Here is a 22491-nt window from a genome sequence, read left to right on the forward strand (position 1 = left end):
CGATGGATGAGATCACCTCCGTCTTCGTCACCGAAAGCCGCGAGCAGTTGGAGGCCATGGAGGCCGCGCTGCTGCAACTGGAAGACAACCCGGACGACGCAGACATCCTCGGCGCGGTGTTCCGCGCCGCGCACACCATCAAGGGCGGCGCCGGCGTCATCGAATGCGGCTTTCTGGTGGCCTTCACCCACGTGGTGGAAAGTGCCCTCGACAAGCTGCGCAACGGCGAGATTACCGCCAATGCCGACCTGATCGCCCTGCTGCTGGCCTGCTCCGACCACATGGGCCACCTGATCGGCGTGCTCGAATCCGGCACCGCCGCGCCGGGCGGGGACCTGCAGACCGACGGCGACGCCCTGCTCGCCCGCCTGCAGCGCGACTGGCTGTCGGCCGATGCGGTTGGCGCCGCGGCAGCGCCCGCGCCCAAGGCCGAACCGGTACTCAGTTCCGGCGGCGGCGCGGTGGAAACGGACTGCTGGCACATCTCCCTGCGCTTCGGCCCGGACGTGCTGAAGAACGGCATGGACCCGCTGTCCTTCCTGCGCTACCTGACCACGCTGGGCCGCATCGAGCGCATCGAGACGCTGGCCGACGCCATGCCGGCCGCCGAGGAGATGGACCCGGAAGCCTGCTACCTGGGCTTCGAGATCAGCTTCTCCTCCGACGCCGACAAGGCCGCGATCGAGCGCGTGTTCGACTTCGTGCGCGACGAATGCGCGCTGTACATCCTGCCGCCGCGCAGCCGGCTGGCCGACTACATGCAGTTGATGGCGGCGCTGCCGGAAGACAGCATGCGCCTGGGCGAGATCCTCGTGCGCGTGGGCGCGCTGACCCAGGCCGAACTGGACGAGGGCCTGCGCACGCAGAGTGCCGGCACGGAGCCCGACGCAGCCGGCGAACCCCATCCGGCCGCGCCGCTGGGTGAAATCCTGGTCGAACAGCACGTCGTGCAGCCCGAGCTGGTCGAGGCCGCGGTGGTCAAGCAGAAGCAGGTGAGCGACAAGAAGGCCGCCGATGCCCGCCTGATCCGCATCCAGGCCGACAAGCTCGACCGCCTGATCGACCTGGTCGGCGAACTGGTGATCGCCGGCGCCAGCGTGAATCTCCTCGCCAGCCGCGCCGGCCAGGCCGACCTGACCGAGGCCACCTCCATCGTCAGCCGGCTGGTGGAGAGCATCCGCGACTCCGCGCTGCAACTGCGCATGGTGCAGATCGGCGAAACCTTCGGCCGCTTCAACCGCGTGGTGCGCGACGTGTCCAAGGAGCTGGGCAAGGACATCGAACTGGTCATCACCGGCGGCGAGACCGAGCTGGACAAGTCGGTGGTGGAAAAGATCGGCGACCCGCTGATGCACCTGGTGCGCAATGCCATCGACCACGGCATCGAGCCGCCCGAGGTGCGCGCCGCACGCGGCAAGCCGCCGCGCGGCCGGCTGGCGCTCAACGCCTTCCACGACTCGGGCAGCATCGTCATCGAGATCGTCGATGACGGCGGCGGCCTGAACCGCGACAAGATCACCCGCAAGGCGGTCGAACGCGGCCTCATCGCCAGCGGACAGAGCCTCTCCGACAACGAGATCTACGGGCTGATCTTCGAACCCGGCTTTTCCACCGCCGACCGGGTGTCCAACCTCTCCGGACGCGGCGTGGGCATGGACGTGGTCAAGCGCAACATCCAGAGCCTGCGCGGCCGGGTGGAAGTCAGCTCCACGGAAGGCGAAGGCACCCGCTTCTCCATCCGCCTGCCGCTCACGCTGGCGATCATCGACGGCTTCCTGGTGGGCGCCGGCGCGGCCAGCTACGTGATCCCGCTCGACACGGTGGTGGAATGCATGGAACTGCAGGCCGTCACCACCGAGCGCAACTACCTCAACCTGCGCGGCGAGGTGCTCCCCTTCATCCGCCTGCGGAATCTGTTCGAGATCGACGGCGAACGGCCCCGGCGCGAGAACGTCGTGGTGGTCAGGGCCGCCGGGCAGAAGGCGGGCATCGTCGTCGACCAGTTGCTGGGCGAGTTCCAGACGGTCATCAAGCCCCTCGGCCACCTGTTCCGCAACCTGCGCGGCATCGGCGGCTCCACCATCCTGGGCAGCGGCGAGGTGGCGCTGATCCTCGACGTGCAGGCATTGGCACAATTGGCAGCAAAGGGAGAGGAGACCTCCCTGTCGCACAACCAGACCGGGCGCAACAGCCTGGCGAACTGACAGGACAACTCCAGCCACCACGATCGACCTAGACTCAGGGAGGGTCTCTCAACATGCTTTCAAATCTCAAGATCGGCGTCCGCCTCTCCATCGCCTTCGGCCTCATCATCCTGCTGATGGTGATCATCGCCGCCATCAGCATCGCCCGCCTCGGCAGGCTGTCGGACCAGATCTCGCTGGTCGTCGACGACCGCTATCCGAAGACGGTGTGGGCCAACAACATCCTCGATCAGGTCAACCTCGGCGCGCAGTACACCCGCAATGCCATGCTGGCCCGCGACCGCGCGGGAGCGGAACGCGAAATCGCCCGCATCGGCCGCGAACTGACCCCCGTCATCAACGAGAACTCGGATCGCCTGCAGAAAACCCTCGATTCCGAGCGCGAACAGGCCATGCTGCGCGAACTGGGCACCACCCGCACCGCCTTCGTGACCAACATCGGCAGGCTCAGCACCCTGATCCTCGACGGCCAGCACGAAGCCGCGCTGACGCTGCTGCAAGGCGACATGCAGAAGACGCAGGAAGGCTACCTGAAAAGCATCACCGACATCATCGCCTACCAGGGCGAACTGATGGAAAGCGAGGGCCACCTCGCCGAGGAGATCGCGCAGGCCTCGCGCACGCTGATGATCACCCTGGCGGTGCTCGCCATCTTGCTGGCCGCCGGCTCCGCCTGGCTGATCGCGCGCTCCATCACCCGTCCGCTGGGCGAGGCGGTCGAAGCGGCCAACGCCCTGGCCGAAGGCGACCTCACGGTCCGGGTCGAGGCGCGCTCGCACGACGAAGTCGGCCAGTTGCTCGGCGCCATGCAGAACATGGTGGGCAAGCTGTCGCAGATCATCGGCGAGGTGCGCGGCGCCGCCGACAACCTGTCCTCCGCCTCCGAAGAGGTTTCGGCCACCGCCCAGTCACTCTCCCAGGGCGCCTCCGAACAGGCCGCCAGCGTGGAGGAAATCTCTTCCACCCTCGAACAGACCACCGCCAGCGTCAACCAGAACACCGAGAACGCCCGCGTCACCGACGGCATCGCCGCCAAGGCCGCTTCCGAGGCCGCCGACGGCGGCGGCGCGGTCAAGGAGACGGTGGACGCGATGAAGTCCATCGCCGAGAAGATCGGCATCATCGACGACATCGCCTACCAGACCAACCTGCTGGCGCTGAACGCCGCCATCGAGGCCGCGCGCGCCGGCGAACACGGCAAGGGCTTCGCCGTGGTCGCCGCCGAAGTGCGCAAGCTCGCCGAGCGCAGCCAGGTGGCCGCGCAGGAGATCGGCGAACTGGCCGGCTCCAGCGTCAAGCTCGCCGAAAAGGCCGGGCACCTGCTCGACGAGATGGTGCCCTCCATCCGCAAGACCTCCGACCTGGTGCAGGAAATCGCCTCCGCCTCCGAGGAACAGGCCGGCGGCGTGACCCAGATCAACCAGGCCGTGGGCCAGTTGAGCCAGGCCACCCAGCAGAACGCCTCGGCCTCCGAGGAACTGGCCGCCACCGCCGAGGAGATGGGCTCCCAGGCCGAACAACTGCAGGCGCTGATGCAGTTCTTCCGCATCACCGAAGAGCGCTTCGAGACGGTCCGGCGCACCACCCCGGCCGCCTCCGCGCCGCAGGCGCCGGCACCGGCGAAGACGGCCAAGGGCAAGAGCGTCCGCAAGCCCCTGCCCAAGGTCACCGCCACCGCGTTCGACGAAGAAAGCTTCGAGCGTTTCTGAAGGAGCCGGCGCACATGGGACAGATCGTCGCACAACAACAGGCCGCCCCCTTGCCGCTTGCGCTGGCAGTCGGCGAGCAGGGCTCGCAGCAGTACCTGACCTTCACGCTGAACGGCGAGGTGTTCGCCATCGGCATCCTCAACATCAAGGAAATCATCGAGTACGGGTCGCTCACCGAGATTCCGATGATGCCCGCCTTCATCCGCGGCGTGATCAACCTGCGCGGCGCCGTGGTGCCGGTGGTGGACCTGTCCGCGCGCTTCGGCGGCAGGCCCACCGCGGTGGCGCGACGCACCTGCATCGTCATCGTGGAGATGGCGCAGGTGGTGGACGATGCCGAAATCCGCCAGGACATCGGCATCGTCGTGGACAGCGTCAACGAGGTGCTGGAGATCCCGCGCGGGGAAATCGAGCCGCCGCCGACCTTCGGCGCCCGCATCCGCGCCGACTTCATCCAGGGCATGGGCAAGGTGGCGGGCAAGTTCGTCATCATCCTCAACATCGACCGCGTGCTGTCGGTGGATGAAATGGCGCAACTGGCCACCGTCGGCGCCAGCCTCGCGCCCGAAGGCGAGGAGCGCGGCACCTAGGCGCCGCGGGTCCGGCCGGTGGCCACCGGCCGCGGACTTCATGCAAGGCAGAGGAGACAAAAAAATGAATTTCCTGCATCACCGCACCATCACCCAGAAGCTGATCCTGATCCTGCTGCCGGTGTCCTTGCTGATTTTCGGCGCGACCACCGTGTTCCTGGCACGCCATGTCGGCAACGCGCTGGAAGCGGACAGCCTGGTCAATCTGACCCTGACCAACCGCATGGCCATCCAGTCCATGGATGCCTACAACCGCTCCCTCGAATCCAGCGCCACCCAGTTGGCGCGCGTCTTCGCCGACCAGTTCTCCGGCGGCTTCGAGCTCGAGGAATCCGGCGGCACGCCCATCCTGCGCAGCGGCGGCACGGTGCTGAACCAGAACTACGCCGCCGTCGACCGCTTCACGCGCAACACGGCCGGCGTCGCCACCGTGTTCGCGCGCCGGGGCGAGGATTTCGTGCGCATCTCCACCTCGCTGAAGAAGGAGGACGGCGAGCGGGCGCAGGGCACCGCGCTGGACACTTCCCATCCGGCCTACGCCCTGCTCCGCGCCGGCAACGCCTACGTCGGCAAGGCCCGGCTGTTCGGCCGCGACTACATGACCCATTACGCGCCGGTCAAGGCCGCGGATGGCCGCGTGATCGGCGCGCTGTTCATCGGCCAGGACTTCACCGAAGGCCTCCGGCACCTCAAGGAACAGGTGCGCACCATCACCATCGGCCAGACCGGCTACATCTATGCGCTGGATGCCCAGGAAGGCGCGACCCTGGGCGAACTGACGCTCCATCCGTCCCTGGAAGGCAACAACATGCTGGGCTCCCGGGACAGCGACGGCAACGAGTTCATCCGCGAGATCGTCACCCGGAAGAACGGCGTCATCTACTACCCGTGGAAGAACGCGGGCGATGCCGCCGCCCGCGACAAGATCGTGGTCTACGCCCACTTCCCCCAATGGAACTGGGTGGTCGCCACCGGCAGCTATATGGACGAGTTCACCGCCCTGAGCCACGACACCCGCAACTGGCTGGCGGCGTCCACCACGGTGGCGGTGGCCATCCTGCTGCTGATCGTATTCTTCGCCTTGCGGCGCTGGGTCAGCCGCCCTCTGGCCGGGGTGCTGGACGCCACCAACCGCCTCGCCAACGGCGACCTGACCATCCAGGTGAAAGCCGAATCCGGCGACGAGGTGGGCCAGCTCACCCAGGCCACCGCCGACATGGTGCAGAAGCTGTCCGGCACGGTGCGCGAAGTCGTGGCTTCGGCGCAGGCGCTCAACGACGCCGCGGGCCAGGTCTCCGCCACGGCGCAGTCCCTGTCCCAGGCCACGTCCGAGCAGGCCGCCAGCGTGGAGGAGACTTCCGCCTCCATCGAGCAGATGAGCGCTTCCATCAACCAGAACACCGACAACGCCAGGATCACCGACACCATGGCCGCCAAGGCCGCCAAGGAAGCCACCGAGGGCGGCGAGGCGGTCGGCAGCACGGTCAGCGCCATGCAGAAGATCGCCGAGCGCATCGGCATCGTGGACGACATCGCCTACCAGACCAACCTGCTGGCGCTGAACGCCGCCATCGAGGCCGCGCGCGCCGGCGAGCACGGCAAGGGCTTCGCCGTGGTGGCCGCCGAAGTGCGCAAGCTGGCCGAGCGTTCCCAGGTCGCCGCCCAGGAAATCGGCGAGCTGGCCGGCAGCAGCGTGGGGCTGGCGGAGCAGGCGGGCAAGTTGCTGGACGAGATCGTGCCTTCCATCACCAAAACTTCCAGCCTGGTGCAGGAAATCGCCTCCACGTCTTCGGAACAATCCAGCGGCGTGGGGCAGATCAACAACGCCATGAACCAGTTGAACCAGACCACCCAGCAGAACGCCTCGGCCTCCGAGGAACTCGCCGCCACCGCCGAGGAGATGGGGTCCCAGGCCGAACAACTGCAATCGCTCATGCAGTTCTTCCACCTCGCCGATGAACACGGCCGCCACGCTTCCGTGTCGCAGGCACCGGCACGGACGGAGAAACCCAGGAACCAGAGCGTCCGCAAGCCCCTGCCCAAGGTCACCACCGCGGCGTTCAACGAAGAAGGCTTCGAGCGCTTCTAAGCCGCTCCGCCCCACCCCAGCCAAGCATGGAGCAATCGACCGCCAGCGCCATCGGAGACCAGGATTTTGCGCGCTTCCAGGCGCTGCTCTACAAGCAGGCCGGCATCCATCTGGCACCTTCCAAGAAGGTGCTGCTGGTCGGCCGGCTCTCCAAGCGCCTGCGCGCGCTCGGCCTGGCAAGTTTCGGCGACTACTACCGCCTGGTCACCAGCGGGAACGCGCAGGAACTGCAGACCATGGTGGATCTGCTGACCACCAACGAGACCTACTTCTTCCGCGAGGCCAAGCACTTCGACTTCCTGCGCCAGGACATCCTGCCGCAGCGCCCACGCAGTACACCGTTCGAAGTGTGGAGTGCTGCCTGTTCCAGCGGCGAGGAACCCTATACCCTGGCCATGGTGCTGGCGGAGGAACTGGGCGGCGCGCCATGGAAGATCGCCGCGTCGGACATCTCCACCCAGGTGCTGGAGCGCGCCCGCCGCGGCCACTATTCGCTGGAGCGCGCCCAGGGCATCCCGCCCGCACTGCTGAAGAAGTACTGCCTGAAGGGCGTGCGCGAGCAGGCCGGCACCTTCCTGATCGGCCGCGAACTGCGCAGCCGGGTGAACTTCATGCAGGTGAACCTGATCGAACCGCCACCGGCCATCGGACCCGTGGACGTCATCTTCCTGCGCAACGTGATGATCTATTTCGACCAAGACACCAAACGCAAGGTCGTCGCCAACCTGCTCACCCGCCTCAAACCCGGCGGCTGGTTCATCGTCGGCCATTCCGAAACCCTCAACGGCATCGCCGACCCGGAGCAGCTCGCCCCCGTGCGCCCCACCATCTATCGCAAGCCCCGATGAGCGCCGTGCCCGACATCTACCTGGGCATCGGCGACCTGCATTTCTGCGCGGCGCCAGCGCGCATCCGCACGGTGCTCGGCTCCTGTATATCGATCACCCTGTGGCATCCCGTGCGCCGGGTGGGCGGCATGTGCCACTTCATGCTGCCCGGCCGCAACCGCCGCCCGGAGCAGGCGCTGGACGGACGCTACGGCGACGAGGCCATGGCCATCTTCGACCAGGAAATGGCCCGCTACGGCACCCGCCCCGCCGACTACCGCGCCAAGGTTTTCGGCGGCGGCAACATGTTCCCCGACCGGCCCCAAACCGGCCCCAAACTGGACGTGGGCCAGCGCAACATCGAAGTCACCCATCGCCTGCTGGCCGAACGCGGCATCCGCATCATCGCCGAACATCTCGGCGGCGACGGCCACCGCAAGCTGATCTTCGACGTATCCAACGGCAACGCCTGGATGGCCTTCCAGGACGCGGGCGAGCCAACGAGGAGGCGGAAATGACCCCGATACGCGTCATGGTCGTGGACGATTCGGCGGTAGTGCGCCAGGTCGTCAAACAGGCGCTGGCGGTCGACCCGGGCATCGAGGTCATCGCCGCGGCGTCCGACCCGCTGTTCGCCCTCGAACACATGAAGCGCGCATGGCCCGACGTGATCGTGCTCGACATCGAGATGCCGCGCATGGACGGACTCACCTTCCTGCGCAAGCTGATGGCCGAGCACCCGACGCCGGTGGTGATCTGCTCCTCGCTGGCGGAGAAGGGCTCCGAGGCCGCGATGAATGCGCTGGCGGCCGGCGCCGTGTCCATCATCACCAAGCCGACCATGGGCCTCAGGCAGTTCCTCGAGGACAGCGCCAACGACATCGTGCACGCGGTCAAGGCCGCCGCCCGCGCCCACATGGGCCGCCTCGGCAGGGCCGCCGCGCTCGCCGCCACGCCCGTGCCGCGTCCCAAGCTGAGCGCCGATGCGGTGATCGCCGCGGCCCCGGCCGGCGGCCTGGGCACCGGGGCCGGCATGGTGCGCACCACCGAGCGCTTCATCGCCATCGGCACTTCCACCGGCGGCACCCAGGCGCTGGAGGCGGTGCTCACCCGTCTGCCGGCGGTCTCCCCGCCCATCGTCATCGTCCAGCACATGCCGGAGCGGTTCACCGGCATGTTCGCCGAGCGGCTCAACACCCTGTGCGCCATCGAGGTACGGGAAGCCCGCCACGGCGACCGGGTCACCCCCGGCCGTGCCCTGATCGCCCCCGGCGGCAAGCACATGATGGTGGCGCGCAGCGGTGCGCAGTACAAGGTGGAGGTCGTCGACGGCCCGCTGGTGAACCGTCACCGCCCGTCGGTGGACGTGCTGTTCCGCTCGTGCGCCAAGTTCGCCGGGCGCAACGCCACCGGCATCATCATGACCGGCATGGGCGACGACGGCGCGCGCGGCCTGAGGGAAATGCGCGAGGCCGGCGCACGCACCATCGCCGAGGACGAATCGACCTGCGTGGTGTTCGGCATGCCCAGGGAAGCGATCCGCCTGGGCGGCGTGGACACCGTGCTGCCGCTCGACCGCATTCCCGAAGCCGTCATGCAGTCCCTGCGCGGCTGAGGGGATTCCCCGGCCCGCACCACGCCGATGCCGGCCCACAGCCCGAACATGATCCCGGCGATCCACACCAGTGCCGCCACCAGTGTCCTGAGAAACGCGCCCATGCCCTGCTCCGCTGCGCCCCGATGGCCGTTGGACGCCTCCTCCCGGTGCGTGTTCCGGCCGCGGAAGCCGGCTCAGCGCATCTCGAAGGCCTCCTGATGGAAGCGCAACCGGCCGCGCCACGCCCGTGACAGGCCGTGACGCAGTTCGGCGGCCATCGCCGCGGGCCCGCAGAACCAGACCTCGGCGCGCTGCGCGCCCTGGGAAGGGCCGGCCAGTTGCACCGCGCTCAGGCGCTCGCCGGCGGCGGCGTCGTGGATGTGCAGCGCCAGGCCGGGCAGGTCCCGGCACAGGGTCTGCAGGCGGGCCACGAAGGGGTCGCCGTCCGCGCGCCGGGTGCAGTAGTGCAGTTCCGCAGCCGGAGCCTGCGCGCCATCCTGGTTCAGCGCGTCCAGCCAGGCAAGGAAGGGGGTGACGCCGATGCCGCCGGCCACCCAGATCTGCCGCGCCCTGCGGTCGAGGTGGACGAGTTCGAAGCGTCCGTAGGGCCCTTCCACGCTCACCGGCTGCCCGGCCGCCAGACACTGCGGCAGCGCGCGGGTGTAGTCGCCCAGGGCCTTGATGTGGAAGCTCACCCGGCGGTCACTCTGGTCCGCGGAGGCGATGGTGAAGGGATGGGCACCCTCGCCCCGGTCGAAAGTGACGAAGGCGAACTGCCCGGCGCGGTGGCCGCGCCAGTCGCCGTCGAGCCGGCACACCACCTCGGTGACGTCCGGCGCCGGTCGCCCGACCGCCACCACCTGCCCGCCCGCGCGGCGGCCATGGCCGATGCGCCCGGCCAGGGACACGCCCGCCCCCCACATGCCGGCGACCAGCAGGATCGCCAGCAGCCCGCCCGCCGGCCCGCTCCACCAGCCCGGCGGCGCCAGCACCGCGGCGTGGAAGGCGAGCATCAGGTAGAGCGCCGGCATGACGCGATGCAGATGGCGCCAGAATTTGTAAGGAAAACGCTTCCACAGGGTCAGCAGCACCACGGCCAGCAGCGCGTAGAAGGCGAACTCGCCCAGTTCCTCGCCGGCATCGCGCAGGTTCTCCAGCAGGCCGAGGAATTCCTCCTTCGGCGGCCGGCCGGCGCGGCCGAAGAGGGCCTTGAGCAGGTCGCCGGACTGCTCGACGAGCCAGTGCAGCACCGCGAAGCCGCCGGCCAGGATGCCGGCCCACTTGTGGGCGCGATAGACCCGGTCCATGCCGCCGAAGGGGCGCTCCAGCCAGGGCGGGCGCGTGGCCAGCACCATGGCGAAGGACATCAGTGCGATGGACAGCAGGCCGCTCAGGTACAGCCCCTGTTCCCGCGCCAGCCAAGGCAGCGCGCCGGGGCCGGCGCCGCGGGCGGCGAGATCCGCCCCCCAGGCGAGGACGACGAGGGCGATGAAGCCCGACAGGATGGTTTTCATGACGGTGCTCCAGGGCGATCAGTCTTCGAAGTAGCCGCGTTCAGCGTCGCGGTGGCAGGCGGCGCAATTGGCCTTCGACCCCACCTTGGGGTCGGCCCATTCGGCGCGGGACACTTCCCGATGCTCGCGCCGCCATTTCGGCAACTCGGTGATGCGCAGCGGGGCCTGCCCCGGCGCCACGCCGCGCAGCATCTTGCCGGCGTAGCGGGCGCCCTGGCCGTCGGCGGCGTGCAGCATCAGGTAAGTCTCGATGCGCTCGGCGGTCCGGGCGTCCAGGCTCGCGTCGTCGCCGAAGTGCCGGTCCAGCGTCTGCATCATGCGGGCCCATGAACGGGCCGGCAGCATCGCGGCCGGGAAGGCCAGGTGGCAGCCGCCGCACTCCTCGGCCACCACGGCGTCCGCGACCGGCGGGTAGTAGTGGCCGCCGCCGGCCAGCGCCTTGTCCAGCACGAACAGGCCCGGAGCCAGCACCAGCAGGGTCGCCAGCACGGCGCGGGGGGAAATCCTGCGCAGGATGTTCATCGTTTCGTCCTCCTCTTGCGGCGCGCCCTCAGCGGGTGCGCACGTAACTCAGCCAGTCGCCCTTCTCCACCGCGCTGCACTCGCGGCCGAGCACCTCGCGGCAGTTGCGCCGGAACCATTTCTCCACCTTGGCCTCGTCCCCGTAGCGCGCGGGCGACGCGGACAGGGCCATGGGCTCGATCGCCTTGCCGGTGCGCGTCCTGCCGGGCTGCACCGGATCGTCGCCGTGGCAGGTGGCGCAGGACGGCGTATCGGGCTTGCCGCCGGAGAAGTCGCGGTGATGGAACTGCTCGCCACGCAGGGCGGAGAACCCGGCGAAACCCGGGTCCTCGGCGCGCGCCTGGGCGGCGTAGCGATCCAGTTGCTCGTCGACGCCGGCGGCACCCACGGCCGGCGGCAAGGCCAGGGCCAGTACTGCGGCGATTGCACGGAGGTCTGCTTTCATGTCTCATCTCCCATTGCGGATTGCATCGGGAACGCATCCTGGGGGGAGGCGGCTGAACGCCCGGTGAAGCGGCCGTTCAGCGGTCGTTCACCTGCGCCGCGCTAAACAGGTGGCACGTACTGCCTGCCATCCGCCCGGGAGCCCGCCATGTCCAGACCTTCCCTCGCCCTTGCCCTGATCCTCGCCGGCGCCGCCGGACTGGCCCTCGCCGCGGACGACCACGACCGCGCCCGCGAGGCCCTCGCCGCCGGCCAGATCCTGCCCCTGCGCAGCGTGCTGGACGTGGTGGAACGCGACCATCCGGGCCAGGTGATGGAAGTCGAACTGGAGCGCGAGCACGGCGTCTGGATCTACGAGGTCAAGCTGCTGCGCGGCGACGGCACGCTGCAGAAGCTGGAGCTCGACGCCCGCAGCGGCGAACTGCTGCGCAGCCGCAGCCGGGGGGAGCGCTGATGCGCCTGCTGGTGGCGGAGGACGAACCCACCCTCGCCGCCCAGTTGCGGGAGGCGCTCGCCGCCGCGGGCCATGCGGTGGACGTGGCCGACAACGGGCGCGACGCCCTCTTCCTGGGCGAGGAGGAACCCTACGACGCGGTCGTGCTCGACCTGGGCTTGCCGCAAATGGACGGCCTCAGCGTGCTGCGCCGCTGGCGCGCCGCCGGCCACACGATGCCGGTGCTGATCCTCACCGCCCGCGACGCCTGGCACGAGAAGGTGGCCGGTATCGACGCCGGCGCGGACGACTACCTGACCAAGCCCTTCCACCTGGAAGAGCTGCTCGCCCGCGTGCGCGCGCTGCTGCGCCGGGCCGCCGGGCAGGCGAGCGCCGAACTGGTATGCGGCCCGCTGGTGCTCGACACCCGCAGCGCGCGGGTCAGCGTGGATGGACGGCCGCTGGCCCTCACCGGCCACGAATTCCGCGTGCTCGCCTACCTGATGCACCGGCCCGGCCGGATCGTCTCCCGCAGCGAACTGACCGAGCACATCTACGCCCAGGACTTCGACCGGGACTCCAACACCATCGAGGTGTTCATCGGCCGCCTGCGCAAGAAGCTGCCGCCCGGCTGTATCGAGACGGTGCGCGGGCTCGGCTACCGGCTGGTGTGTCCGCCATGAACGGCGGCGCTCCGTCCGGCGGCTGGCGCGGCTCCCTGCGCCAGCGCCTGCTCATCGGCACGCTGGTGTGGATCGTCGGCAGCATCGCCGCCGCCGGCTGGGGGCTCGCGGACCTGTTCGGCCAGCACCTGGCGCGCCAGTTCCACGCTGAACTGCTCGCCCACCTGGACCAGCTCACCGCCGCGCTCGCCTTCGACGGCGAGGGCTCGCCGACGCTCGCCGGCCCCCTGTCCGACCCGCGCCTGCAGCGCCCCTACGGCGGGCTGTACTGGCAGGTGGAGCGCCTGGACGGCGCCACGGCCCCCCTGCGCTCCCGCTCCCTGTGGGACACGGTGCTCGCCCTGCCGCCGGACAGCCCGGCGGACGGCGAGGTGCACAGCCACCGCATCGACGGCCCCGAGGGCGAACCCCTGCGCGCCATCGAACGGGTCGTGCGCCCCGAGGAACGCCCCGGCCAGGCGTGGCGGCTGGTGGTCGCCGCCGACGAGGGGCTGCTGAGCGTGCCGCTGCAGCGCTTCAACACGCAACTGCTGCTCGCCCTGGGCATCCTGGCCGCCGGCCTGATCGCCGCCGCCGTGGTCCAGGTGCGCATCGGCCTGCAGCCACTGGCCCGGCTGCGCCACGGTCTCACCCAGGTGCGCGAGGGCAGCGCCCTGGCCATCACGGAGCGCTTCCCGTCGGAAATCCAGCCCCTGGTGGACGAGTTCAACGGCGTACTCGCACGCAACGCCGAAATGCTCGCCCGCGCCCGCACCCAGGCCGGCAACCTGGCCCACGCCGTCAAGACACCCCTTGCCGTGCTCGCCAACGCCGCCGCGCGGGAGGACGGCGTCCTCGCCCGCCTGGTTCGCGAACAGGTCGCCACCGCCCACATCCAGGTGGACCACCACCTGGCGCGCGCCCGGGCCGCCGCCGCGGTACGGGCGCCGGGCCTGCGCAGCCCGCTGCGCCCGGCCATCGCCGGCCTGCTGCGGGTCATGGAGCGCGTACATGCGGAACGGGGCCTGGACCTGGTGCTCGCCGCCTGTCCCGCCGACGCCGCCTTCCGCGGCGAGGAGCAGGACCTGCAGGAGATGCTCGGCAACCTGATCGACAACGCCTGCAAGTGGGCGCACCGCCGGGTCGAGATTACCGTCGAGGGGGACGGCGACCACTGGCGCATCACCATCGACGACGACGGCCCGGGGCTGCCCGAGGCCGCACGCGAAGCGGTGTTCGACCGCGGCGTGCGCGCCGACGAACGCACGCCGGGCAGCGGGCTGGGGCTGTCCATCGTGCGCGAGCTGGCGCAGCTCTATGGCGGGCGCATCGAACTGCAGGCCTCGCCCGCCGGCGGCCTGCGCGCCGTGCTCGTGCTGCCCGCCGCCTAGGCCGCGGGCCGATCCCGCAGCAGGCGGGCGGCGATCAGGCCGTTGACCACGCCGAACAGCACCGCCGCGGCGGCGAACACCGGGGTCAGGTAGAACACGCCGTCGTGGGGCACCAGCCACAGGCGGGCGACCACCAGTTGCGCGCCGATGTGGGCGAAGGCGGCGAAGATGGACAGGCTGACCGGGCCGAACCAGCGCCGCGGCAGATGCATGGCGAAGCCCAGCGTGACCAGGCTGGCGACGGCGCCGGAGAAGCTGAGGAAGAAGCCCGGCGCCAGGAACTGCCCCAGCAGCAGGCTGCCGGCCACCACGCGCAGCAGCGCCACCCACACCGCCTCGCGCCAGCCCCAGCGCGCCAGCACGATGAGCGTGACGATGTTGGCCAGCCCCGGCTTGACGCCGGGCAGGGGCAGCGGGATGGCCGCCTCGGCCACGGTGAGCACGATGGCCGCCGCCGCATGGCGGGCGATGCGGCGGTCCTCGACGGTGGGGACGAGCTCAATAGTTGAGGGAGTCATACTGTCCTCCGCGCCCGGTCAGGGAAAGGCTCACCTGGTTGGGCGCGCAGATCGCCACCGACCCGGCCTGGGTCAGCCAGCCCTGGCGCACGCAGTACTGGCGCGGCCCCGGGTCGGCGGCCACGCGGGCGCGGCCGGGTTCGATCTCGATCAGCGTGGTGCCGAGCGGGCCGGGCACTTCCACGCGCAAGGGCGCGTTCAGGCCGTACTCGCCGAACACTTCGCCGCCGGCACGCACCACCGCCTTGTCCGGCGCGCCGCCGCGCCACAGCGTGGCAGCGGCGACCCCGCACAGGGCGAGGCCCGCGGCGATCACCAGCCAGTCGCCCGGCTTGACGAGCGGCAGCCAGTCGGCCAGCTTCCGTTTCACTGCGTGCCGTTGCCTTCCGTGTCGGAGGTGCGGCGCGCGACGGTGCGGTGGCGCACCAGCACGCGGACGCGGTCGCGGAAACGTTCGGCCAGCCATTCGGCGAAATACACCGAGCGGTGCTTGCCGCCGGTGCAGCCGATGGCCACCGTGAGATAGCTGCGGTTGTCGCGGATGTAGCAGGGCAGCCAGGTCTCCACGAAGCGGCGGATGTCCTCGGCCATCTGCCCGACTTCCGGCAAGGCTTCGAGGAAGTCGATCACCGGCTGATCGCGCCCGGTGAAGGGGCGCAGGCGCAGGTCGTAGTGGGGATTGGGCAGGCAGCGCACGTCGAACACCAGGTCGGCGTCCAGCGGAATGCCGTACTTGAAGCCGAAGGACTGGAACATCAGCGTGAGGCCCGCGGACGCCTCGATCTGGATGAAGTCCTTGATCCAGGCCCGCAGCGTGTTGGCGTGCAGGTCGCTGGTGTCCATGCGGTGGCCCAGCTCGGCGATGTCGGAGAGGAGGTCGCGCTCGTGCCGGATCGCCTCCTCCAGCGACACGCCGTCCTCGGCCAGCGGATGGCGGCGGCGGGTCTCGGAGAAGCGCGCGATCAGCGTGTCGTCACGCGCTTCGAGGAAGATGAAGCGCAGGTCGTCCACCAGCTTGCGCAGCTCGCCCACCTGCTCCGGCAGCGCGGCGATGCTGGCCCCGGAGCGCACGTCCACCGCCACCGCCACGCGCCCGTAGCCGGCGTCGCGCAGGTGGGCCACGAGTTGCGGCAGCAGCGTGGCGGGCAGGTTGTCCACCACGTAATAGCCGGCGTCCTCCAGCACGTGGAGGGCGACGCTCTTGCCGGAACCGGACAGGCCGCTGATAAGGATGAGCTGCATGGGGCTGCGGATGGGAACGGAACGGGGACGGTTCGGGTGCCCACTATAGCAGGCATGGCGCAGGGTCGCGCGATGGATGGGGCCACCCTACGCGGCCCGCAGTTCCTCGCCCTCGCGCCGCGCCACGCCGGCGCGGGTCAGGTCCTTCACCAGCCATTCGGCCAGCGCTTCGGCGGACAGGCCCAGGAAGCGCGCGTTGGCCTCCCGGTACAGGGGCACCTCGGCCAGATGGGCGGCCAGTTCCCCGATCCCCATGCTGCGCCGGTCGAGCAGGGTGAAGGTGATGCAGGCGCGGATGGCGTTGCGGGCGATGCGGGCGCCGTCCTCCTCGAAGGCGCGCAGGCGGCCGAAGGCCCGTTCCAGCGCGTCGTCGACCTCCACGAAGGGCGCGCCGTGGCCGGGGATGACCACGTCCACCGCCAGCCGGGCGATGGCTTCCAGCGTGCGGCGCGCCTCGCCCACGCCGTCACCGGTGCCCAGCACGTCGGCGAACAGGATGCCGAAGCCGTCCCGCCACAGGGCGTCGCCGGAGATCAGGATGCGGCGCTCCGGGTTGTGGAACACCAGCGCGTCCATGTCGTGGCCGGGGGCGGCCAGCGCCCGCCACTGCAGCCCGCCGGCGATGAAGAATTCGCCCGCGGCCAGCGCGTGATCGGCCCGGAAGGGGGCACCCTTCTGGTCCGCCACGGTGAGCAGCAGCGCGTCCTCGTCCCAGCGCCGCACCGCGTCGAACATACCGGCGGGCACCGTGATCTCGCAGCCGAAGGCATCCTGCACCGCGGCGTTGCCGCCGATGTGGTCGGAATGGGAATGGGTGTTGATGAGCCGCGCCAGCGGCCGGCCGGCCAGCGCGCCGCGCAGCAGCGCGATCGTCTGGTCGGCATGGCTGAGGTAGCCGCTGTCGATCAGCGTGGCGGCCTCGCCGTCGTCGAGCAGGATGTTGTTGGCCGACAGCCAGCCGCGCTCGAAGACCTGCACCGTGGCGGGCAGCCTCGCGGGGGCCCTCAATCGCTGCCCTCCCCGACGGCATCCGCCACGTTGGACGGCAGCGGGGCGTTTACGGCGGACGGCTGCGGGCGTGGGGCTTCCGCCGGCGCCGGCTCGGCCACCGGCACGCCGTTGATCTCGTCGGCGGTGCGCCCGCAGCCCAGGCACACGCCGGTGTCCCAGTCGATCATGCACACCCCCACGCACAGGGCATCGCCGCTCATCGCGCCACCTCCGCACGGGCTGCGCGCGCCGCGCGGCGCGCGGCCACGGCGGCGAGGATACGCAGGCGTTCGACGTCGTCCGTGCGGCTCCAGCGCGCGATCTCGTCCAGCGTGCGCTGGCAGCCCGAACACAGGCCGCTGGCGCCATCCATGCGGCAGACGTTGATACAGGGGGAAGGGATGGTCATCGTCGGATCGGGGTCGAAGTTGTCATATTGAACCGTTTGATCGCGGCCAAGGCCGCTCCCACAAGGGGTAGGAGCGGCCTTGGCCGCGATGTCAGCCGCAGGCCTTGGCGCGCTTGGCCAGCACCGCGCGGGCGACGCGGGAGGCCGGTTCGCGGCCCAGCTCCGCGCTGATCCAGGCGGCCACGTCCACCAGGGCGTCCAGGTCGATGCCGGTCTCCAGCCCCAGGCCGTGCAGCAGCCACACCAGATCCTCGGTGGCCACGTTGCCGGAGGCGCCGGCCGCGTAGGGGCAGCCACCCAACCCGCCCACCGAGGCGTCGAACACCGCCACACCCATCTGCAGGGAGGCGTAGACGTTGGCCGCGGCCATGCCGTAGGTGTCATGGTAGTGACCGGCGAGCTTCTCCGCCGGCACCCGGCGCAGCACCGCTTCCAGCATGCGGCTGATGGAAACCGGGTTGCCGGTGCCGATGGTATCGCCCAGGGAGATTTCATAACACCCCATGGCGAGCAGGGTTTCCGCCACGTCGGCGACCTTCTCCGGCGCCACCGGGCCTTCGTAGGGGCAGCCGGCCACGCAGGAGACGTAGCCCCGCACGCGCGCGCCGGCGGCCCGGGCAGCCTCGGTGACCGGGCGGAAGCGCTCCAGGGATTCGGCAATCGAACAGTTGATGTTCTTCTGGCTGAAGGATTCGGAGGCCGCGCCGAACACCGCCACTTCCTTCGCCCCCGCGGCCAGTGCCGCCTCGAAGCCCTTCAGGTTGGGGGTCAGCACCGGGTAGTCCAGCCCGGCGGGCGCCTCGCCGCCCAGCACCCGGATCAGCACCTCGGTGTTGTCGCCCATCTGGGGCACCCACTTGGGCGAGACGAAGGAGGTCGCCTCGATGGTCTTCAGCCCGGCAGCGGCGAGGCGGCGGATCAGCTCCACCTTGGTGTCGGCCGGCACCAGTTGCTTCTCGTTCTGCAGCCCGTCGCGGGGGCCGACCTCGACCAGGCGGACCTGTTGGGGCAGATTCATCTCACGCGCTCCTTTCAGGCGGCGGCCGGCTCGAATTCCACTAGTTCGGCGCCGTCGCCCACCTGGTCGCCGACGCTGAAGCGGAAGGCCTTGATCGTGCCCGCAGCCGGGGCGGTGATGGTGTGTTCCATCTTCATGGCTTCCAGGATCAGCAGCGGCGCGCCCTTTTCCACCGTGGCGCCTTCGGCGGCGGCCAGCGCGATGACCTTGCCCGGCATGGGCGCGACCAGGCCGCCTTCCGCGCCGCCGCCTTCGCCCGTGTGATGCAGCGGGTCCACCGCGGCCAGCACCCAGGCGTGGCCCTGGACGAAGACGTGGCGGCGTCCGGCGGCGGCGATCACCGTGGCGTCCAGGCGCTTGCCGTCCAGATCGACCCGCAGCAGCCCGCGGGGGTTGAGTTCACCGCGGGCGGTGACGCTGCGGCCGTTGAAGCTCAGACGATAGGCATCCGGCAGGTAGGACACGGTCACCGCGGCCTCCTGCTCCTGCCAGCGGAACAGCAGCACGCGCTGGGCGGTGGCGTTGAGCCGCCAGCCGTCGCGCTCATGCCAGGGCGAAGCCGGGTGGCTGTCGCGGCGGGCGTGCTTCCCGGCGAATTCGCTTTCCCGCAGCAGTTCGGCCAGGGCGGCGATGAAGAACACCTCGGCGGGCACAGCCGCTTCCTGGGGGAAGAGGTAGTCCTTCTCCCGCTCGATCAGTCCCGTGTCCAGGTCCGCATTGGCGAAGGCCGGGCAGGCCGTGAGGCGGGACAGGAAGTCGATGTTGTTGGCCACGCCCACGACGCGATAATCGGCCAGCGCCTGCAGCATGCGGGCGAGCGCCCGGTCCCGATTCACGTCCCAGACGATGAGCTTGGCGATCATGGGGTCGTAGTGAGGGCTGATCTCGTCGCACTCCTCGACGCCGGTGTCCACGCGCACGTGCAGGCTCTCGGCGGGCGGCGCCAGATGGACGAGTTTGCCGGTGGAGGGCAGGAAGCCCTTGGCCGGGTCTTCCGCATAGATGCGCGCTTCCAGCGCATGGCCGCGGATCTGCAACTGCTCCTGGGCCAGCGGCAGCGGCTCGCCGGACGCTACGCGCAACTGCCATTCCACCAGATCCAGGCCGGTGATCATCTCGGTGACCGGGTGCTCCACCTGCAGGCGGGTGTTCATCTCCATGAAGTAGAAGCTGCCGTCCTGGTTGGCGATGAACTCCACCGTGCCGGCGCCGACATAGCCGACCGCCTTCGCGGCCTCCACGGCGGCCTTGCCCATGGCCGCGCGGCGTTCGGGGGTCATGCGGGGGGCGGGGGCCTCCTCCAGCACCTTCTGGTGGCGGCGCTGCACGGAGCAGTCGCGCTCGAAGAGGTAAACAACATTGCCGTGGGTGTCGCCGAACACCTGGATTTCGATATGGCGTGGACGGAGGATGTACTTCTCCACCAGCACGTGGTCGTCGCCGAAGGAGGACGCCGCCTCGCGCTTGCAGGAGGCCAGCGCGGCGATGAAGTCCTCGCCCTTCTCCACCAGCCGCATGCCCTTGCCGCCGCCGCCGGCCGCGGCCTTGATCAGCACGGGGTAGCCGATGGCATCCGCCTGCCGGTGCAGGAAGTCCGGGTCCTGGTCGTCGCCGTGGTAGCCGGGGGTCAGGGGCACGCCCGCGCCTTCCATCAGCTTCTTGGCTTCGGATTTCGAGCCCATGGCGCGGATGGCCGACACGGGCGGGCCGATGAACACCAGCCCCTCCCGCTCGCAGGCTTCGCAGAAGTCCTCGTTCTCGGACAGGAAGCCGTAGCCCGGGTGGATGGCCTGGGCGCCGGTGGCCTTGGCCGCGGCGATGATGCGCTCGACGACCAGGTAGCTCTCCCGCGCCGCAGCCGGGCCGATCAGCACCGCTTCGTCGGCCAGGCGCACGTGGCGGGCGTTGGCATCCGCTTCCGAATACACCGCCACGGTCTTGATACCCATGCGGCGGGCGGTCTTGATGACGCGGCAGGCGATTTCCCCGCGGTTCGCGATCAGGATTTTCTCAAACATCTCGTCTCCCCAACCTCTGGTCGGTCATGTCGTGGCCGGCCCCTGGCGGGGCCGGAATATGCGTTTGACGAAGCGCCACAGCAGCACGATGAGCGCCGCGGCGAGCAGCAGGAAGAGCACCAGCGCGAGGGCGAACCACAACGGCTCGGTGAGCAGCAGCCACAGCCCGCCGGCGAACATGGCATCCTCGCCCAGGGAGGTGGCCACGTTGCTCACCGGCTCGGGGGAGGTGTTGATCGCTGCCCGCGCCCCGGCCTTGGCGAGATGGGTGCCGGCCGCGAGCGATCCGCCCAGCAGGGCCGCGGCCACCTGCACGCCCGCGCCCTGGTCGCCCATGACCGCAGCGGCCAGCGCCGCGCCGGCGGGGATGCGGATGAAGGTGTGCAGCCCGTCCCACAGGGAATCCAACCAGGGCAGCTTGTCGGCGAAGAACTCGGTGGCGAGCAGCACGCCCGACAGGACGAGAATCCAGCCGTGGGTCAGCACTTCCAGGCCGCCGGGCAGTTGCACGCCGCCCCAGCGCCCGAGCGCCCCCAGCACGAACACCAGCGCATAGAGGCGCAAGCCGCTCGCCCAGCCCAGGCCGGCGGCCAGCACCGCGAGGGAAGCCAGGTCCACCGGCAGCCCGCTCCAGTCCAGCAGCGGGCTCAACTCGCTCAGGGTGGCGGTCCAGGCGGAGGGGGCGTCCATGGCCTGCGCTCATCAAGCCTGCGGCACCCAGGCCGCCAGGCGCTTGTCCAGGAAGGCGGACAGCCCTTCCCGGGCTTCCGGCGTGGCGCGCAGTTGGGCGATGCGCCGGGCCGTGTCCTCCACCACCGCGTCGGACACGGGGCGGTTGGCCACGCCGCGGATCAGGTCCTTGGCCGCGGCCTGGGATTTCGGCCCGCCCTGCAGCAGGGCGGCGACGATCTCGGCCACCTTGGCGTCCAGTTCCTCGGTGGCCACGCGCTCGTGGGCCAGGCCCAGTTCCGCCGCCCGCGTCGCGTCGATGCGTTCCGCGGTCTGGAAGTAGCGGTAGGCGTGGCGCTCGCCGATGGCGCGGATCACGTAGGGGCTGATGGCCGAGGGGATGATGCCGAACTTGACCTCGGAGGTGGCGAACACCGCCCTGTCCCCCGCCACGCAGATGTCGCAGGCGCTCGCCAGCCCCATGCCGCCGCCCAGGGCCGCGCCATGCACGCGGGCGATGGTGGGCTTGTCCATCCCGGCCAGCGTGCGCAGCATGCCGGCGAGCTTCATGGCGTCGGCAAAGTTCTCCGCTTCGCTCGCCGCGCCGGCGGCCTTCATCCAGTTCAGGTCCGCGCCGGCGGAGAAGCTCTTGCCGCGCCCGGCCAGTACCACCACGCGCACCGCGTCGTCCGCATCGAGCTGCCGGCAGGCCGCGGTGAGGTCGGCGATCAGTTGCGCGTTGAAGGCGTTGTGCACGTCGGGGCGGTTCATCCACACCGTGGCCACGCCGGCCTGCAGTTCGATTTCCAGGGTTTCGTACATCTCGTCTCCTCGCCTCGTCGGGGGCGTTTCACTCATTTCCGGTTTCAAACCAGTTTTCCAGCCGCAAGCCTTCGAAAGGCTCGAAATCGCGGGTATTGCGCGTCACCAGCACCAGATCGCGGGTGACGGCGATGGCGGCGATCTGGGCGTCCAGCAGCGGCGGCGTCCGCCCGCTCGCCAGCAGGCGAGCGCGTTCGCGTGCCAGCCATCCGGCCGCCTCGGCATCGAAGGGCAGAACCGGCAGCCCGCCGGGCGCGAACAGGCCGCGATAGCCCTCGCGCAGGTAGCGGGCACGCGCCGTGTCGCCCAGCATCTCGACCCCGGACCACAGTTCCAGATAGACGATGCTCGCGGTCACGCTGTCGCGCTCGTGGCGCCGGACCGTGGCAACCAGCGACGGATTCGGCCGGGGCCGCATCAGTTCGGACAACACGTTGGCGTCGAGCAGGTATTTCATTTACGTCGCGGGCGGTAGGGACGGGCCGGTTCGGCGGCGATGGGCGCGCTGGCCACCGCATCCAGCTCGGCGTAGTCGTCCGAGCTGAAATCGATGCGTGGGGCGAAGGCTTCCCGGTCCCGTGCGGCATCGAGTTCCGTTTCGCTCAAGCCCTCGAGATCCGCGGGCATGCGGGCACGCCAGTCGTCCAGACCGGCCATCCACGACGGCGCGGCCTCCGCCGCGCGCACAAGGCGGTCGTATTCCGTCACCGAAACCAGTACCGCGACCGGCCTGCCGCGGCGGGAGATTGTGACGGTGCGCTCGGTCTCGGCCTGATGGATCAGCGCGGGCAGATGATTCTTGGCATCGGCAATCGAGATCATG

General features: G+C 70.0%; 25 protein-coding genes. 10 read left to right on the top strand and 15 right to left on the bottom strand.

What is annotated here, in order from left to right:
• Positions 1-2 precede the first annotated feature (2 nt).
• From E6O51_RS00225 to E6O51_RS00255, 7 genes are all read left to right on the top strand, one after another.
• Positions 3-2204: a chemotaxis protein CheA gene (locus E6O51_RS00225; RefSeq protein WP_136382961.1), complete on the top strand. Its 2202-nt coding sequence runs from the start codon at positions 3-5 to the stop codon at positions 2202-2204.
• Positions 2205-2257: 53 nt separating this feature from the next.
• Positions 2258-3913 (top strand): methyl-accepting chemotaxis protein, encoded by a 1656-nt coding sequence (locus tag E6O51_RS00230; RefSeq protein WP_136382962.1) that lies wholly within the window; start codon positions 2258-2260, stop codon positions 3911-3913.
• 14 nt (positions 3914-3927) lie between these two features.
• Entirely contained in the window at positions 3928-4503 is a 576-nt protein-coding gene (locus E6O51_RS00235; protein ID WP_136382963.1) for a chemotaxis protein CheW, read from the top strand.
• A gap of 64 nt (positions 4504-4567) precedes the next feature.
• Positions 4568-6592, top strand: a complete 2025-nt coding sequence (locus tag E6O51_RS00240; protein ID WP_168735135.1) for a methyl-accepting chemotaxis protein — start codon at positions 4568-4570, stop codon at positions 6590-6592.
• A 26-nt stretch (positions 6593-6618) separates the two neighbouring features.
• Entirely contained in the window at positions 6619-7440 is an 822-nt protein-coding gene (locus E6O51_RS00245) for a CheR family methyltransferase (RefSeq protein WP_136382965.1), read from the top strand.
• Entirely contained in the window at positions 7437-7937 is a 501-nt protein-coding gene (locus E6O51_RS00250) for a chemotaxis protein CheD (protein ID WP_136382966.1), read from the top strand. Before E6O51_RS00245 ends, E6O51_RS00250 begins: the two co-directional genes overlap by 4 nt.
• Positions 7934-9034 carry a protein-glutamate methylesterase/protein-glutamine glutaminase gene (locus tag E6O51_RS00255; RefSeq protein WP_136382967.1) on the top strand — a complete coding sequence of 367 codons (1101 nt, stop codon included), beginning with the start codon at positions 7934-7936 and terminating at the stop codon, positions 9032-9034. Before E6O51_RS00250 ends, E6O51_RS00255 begins: the two co-directional genes overlap by 4 nt.
• A gap of 176 nt (positions 9035-9210) precedes the next feature.
• On the opposite strand, the gene E6O51_RS00260 is transcribed toward E6O51_RS00255, so the two are convergent.
• From E6O51_RS00260 to E6O51_RS00270, 3 genes are read right to left on the bottom strand one after another with little or no spacing between them, the layout of a single operon-like run.
• A complete protein-coding gene (locus E6O51_RS00260; protein WP_136382968.1) occupies positions 9211-10530 on the bottom strand; it encodes a ferredoxin reductase family protein in 1320 nt (439 codons plus the stop codon).
• Between the two features lie 18 nt (positions 10531-10548).
• Positions 10549-11052: a diheme cytochrome c gene (locus E6O51_RS00265; RefSeq protein WP_136382969.1), complete on the bottom strand. Its 504-nt coding sequence runs from the start codon at positions 11050-11052 to the stop codon at positions 10549-10551.
• Between the two features lie 28 nt (positions 11053-11080).
• On the bottom strand, positions 11081-11497 hold the full coding sequence (locus tag E6O51_RS00270) for a DUF1924 domain-containing protein (protein ID WP_136382970.1): 417 nt from the start codon (positions 11495-11497) through the stop codon (positions 11081-11083).
• Positions 11498-11644: 147 nt separating this feature from the next.
• Between E6O51_RS00270 and E6O51_RS00275 the strand changes: the two genes are divergently transcribed.
• From E6O51_RS00275 to E6O51_RS00285, 3 genes are read left to right on the top strand one after another with little or no spacing between them, the layout of a single operon-like run.
• A complete protein-coding gene (locus E6O51_RS00275) occupies positions 11645-11950 on the top strand; it encodes a PepSY domain-containing protein (RefSeq protein ID WP_136382971.1) in 306 nt (101 codons plus the stop codon).
• A complete protein-coding gene (locus tag E6O51_RS00280; protein ID WP_136382972.1) occupies positions 11950-12612 on the top strand; it encodes a response regulator transcription factor in 663 nt (220 codons plus the stop codon). Before E6O51_RS00275 ends, E6O51_RS00280 begins: the two co-directional genes overlap by 1 nt.
• Positions 12609-13982 (top strand): sensor histidine kinase, encoded by a 1374-nt coding sequence (locus E6O51_RS00285; protein ID WP_136382973.1) that lies wholly within the window; start codon positions 12609-12611, stop codon positions 13980-13982. Before E6O51_RS00280 ends, E6O51_RS00285 begins: the two co-directional genes overlap by 4 nt.
• On the opposite strand, the gene E6O51_RS00290 is transcribed toward E6O51_RS00285, so the two are convergent.
• The 12 genes from E6O51_RS00290 to E6O51_RS00345 all read right to left on the bottom strand — a co-directional run bounded on the left by E6O51_RS00290 (position 13979) and on the right by E6O51_RS00345 (position 22490).
• The gene (locus tag E6O51_RS00290) at positions 13979-14500 is read right to left on the bottom strand and encodes a Gx transporter family protein (protein ID WP_211091282.1); all 522 of its coding nucleotides are present in this window, start codon (positions 14498-14500) and stop codon (positions 13979-13981) included. The two genes, E6O51_RS00285 and E6O51_RS00290, sit on opposite strands and share 4 nt — an antisense overlap.
• A complete protein-coding gene (locus E6O51_RS00295; protein WP_136382974.1) occupies positions 14481-14870 on the bottom strand; it encodes a NusG domain II-containing protein in 390 nt (129 codons plus the stop codon). Before E6O51_RS00295 ends, E6O51_RS00290 begins: the two co-directional genes overlap by 20 nt.
• A complete protein-coding gene (rapZ, locus tag E6O51_RS00300; RefSeq protein WP_136382975.1) occupies positions 14867-15742 on the bottom strand; it encodes an RNase adapter RapZ in 876 nt (291 codons plus the stop codon). Before rapZ ends, E6O51_RS00295 begins: the two co-directional genes overlap by 4 nt.
• A gap of 87 nt (positions 15743-15829) precedes the next feature.
• Positions 15830-16750: an MBL fold metallo-hydrolase gene (locus tag E6O51_RS00305; protein WP_136382976.1), complete on the bottom strand. Its 921-nt coding sequence runs from the start codon at positions 16748-16750 to the stop codon at positions 15830-15832.
• Positions 16747-16953 (bottom strand): DUF1289 domain-containing protein, encoded by a 207-nt coding sequence (locus tag E6O51_RS00310; protein WP_136382977.1) that lies wholly within the window; start codon positions 16951-16953, stop codon positions 16747-16749. The genes E6O51_RS00305 and E6O51_RS00310 overlap by 4 nt, the downstream gene beginning before the upstream one ends.
• Entirely contained in the window at positions 16950-17141 is a 192-nt protein-coding gene (locus E6O51_RS00315) for a DUF1289 domain-containing protein (RefSeq protein WP_136382978.1), read from the bottom strand. Before E6O51_RS00315 ends, E6O51_RS00310 begins: the two co-directional genes overlap by 4 nt.
• A gap of 91 nt (positions 17142-17232) precedes the next feature.
• Positions 17233-18159, bottom strand: coding sequence for a hydroxymethylglutaryl-CoA lyase (locus E6O51_RS00320; RefSeq protein ID WP_136382979.1), 927 nt, complete (start codon positions 18157-18159; stop codon positions 17233-17235).
• Between the two features lie 14 nt (positions 18160-18173).
• Positions 18174-20177 carry an acetyl/propionyl/methylcrotonyl-CoA carboxylase subunit alpha gene (locus E6O51_RS00325; protein ID WP_136382980.1) on the bottom strand — a complete coding sequence of 668 codons (2004 nt, stop codon included), beginning with the start codon at positions 20175-20177 and terminating at the stop codon, positions 18174-18176.
• A gap of 24 nt (positions 20178-20201) precedes the next feature.
• On the bottom strand, positions 20202-20867 hold the full coding sequence (locus E6O51_RS00330) for a DUF4126 domain-containing protein (RefSeq protein WP_136382981.1): 666 nt from the start codon (positions 20865-20867) through the stop codon (positions 20202-20204).
• 12 nt (positions 20868-20879) lie between these two features.
• Positions 20880-21668, bottom strand: coding sequence for an enoyl-CoA hydratase/isomerase family protein (locus tag E6O51_RS00335; protein WP_136382982.1), 789 nt, complete (start codon positions 21666-21668; stop codon positions 20880-20882).
• 28 nt (positions 21669-21696) lie between these two features.
• Entirely contained in the window at positions 21697-22125 is a 429-nt protein-coding gene (locus E6O51_RS00340; protein WP_136382983.1) for a type II toxin-antitoxin system VapC family toxin, read from the bottom strand.
• Positions 22122-22490 carry a type II toxin-antitoxin system Phd/YefM family antitoxin gene (locus tag E6O51_RS00345; RefSeq protein WP_136382984.1) on the bottom strand — a complete coding sequence of 123 codons (369 nt, stop codon included), beginning with the start codon at positions 22488-22490 and terminating at the stop codon, positions 22122-22124. Before E6O51_RS00345 ends, E6O51_RS00340 begins: the two co-directional genes overlap by 4 nt.
• Position 22491 lies beyond the last annotated feature (1 nt).

It is taken from the genome of Pseudothauera rhizosphaerae (genome assembly GCF_004801305.1).
GTDB classification, from domain to species: domain Bacteria; phylum Pseudomonadota; class Gammaproteobacteria; order Burkholderiales; family Rhodocyclaceae; genus Pseudothauera; species Pseudothauera rhizosphaerae.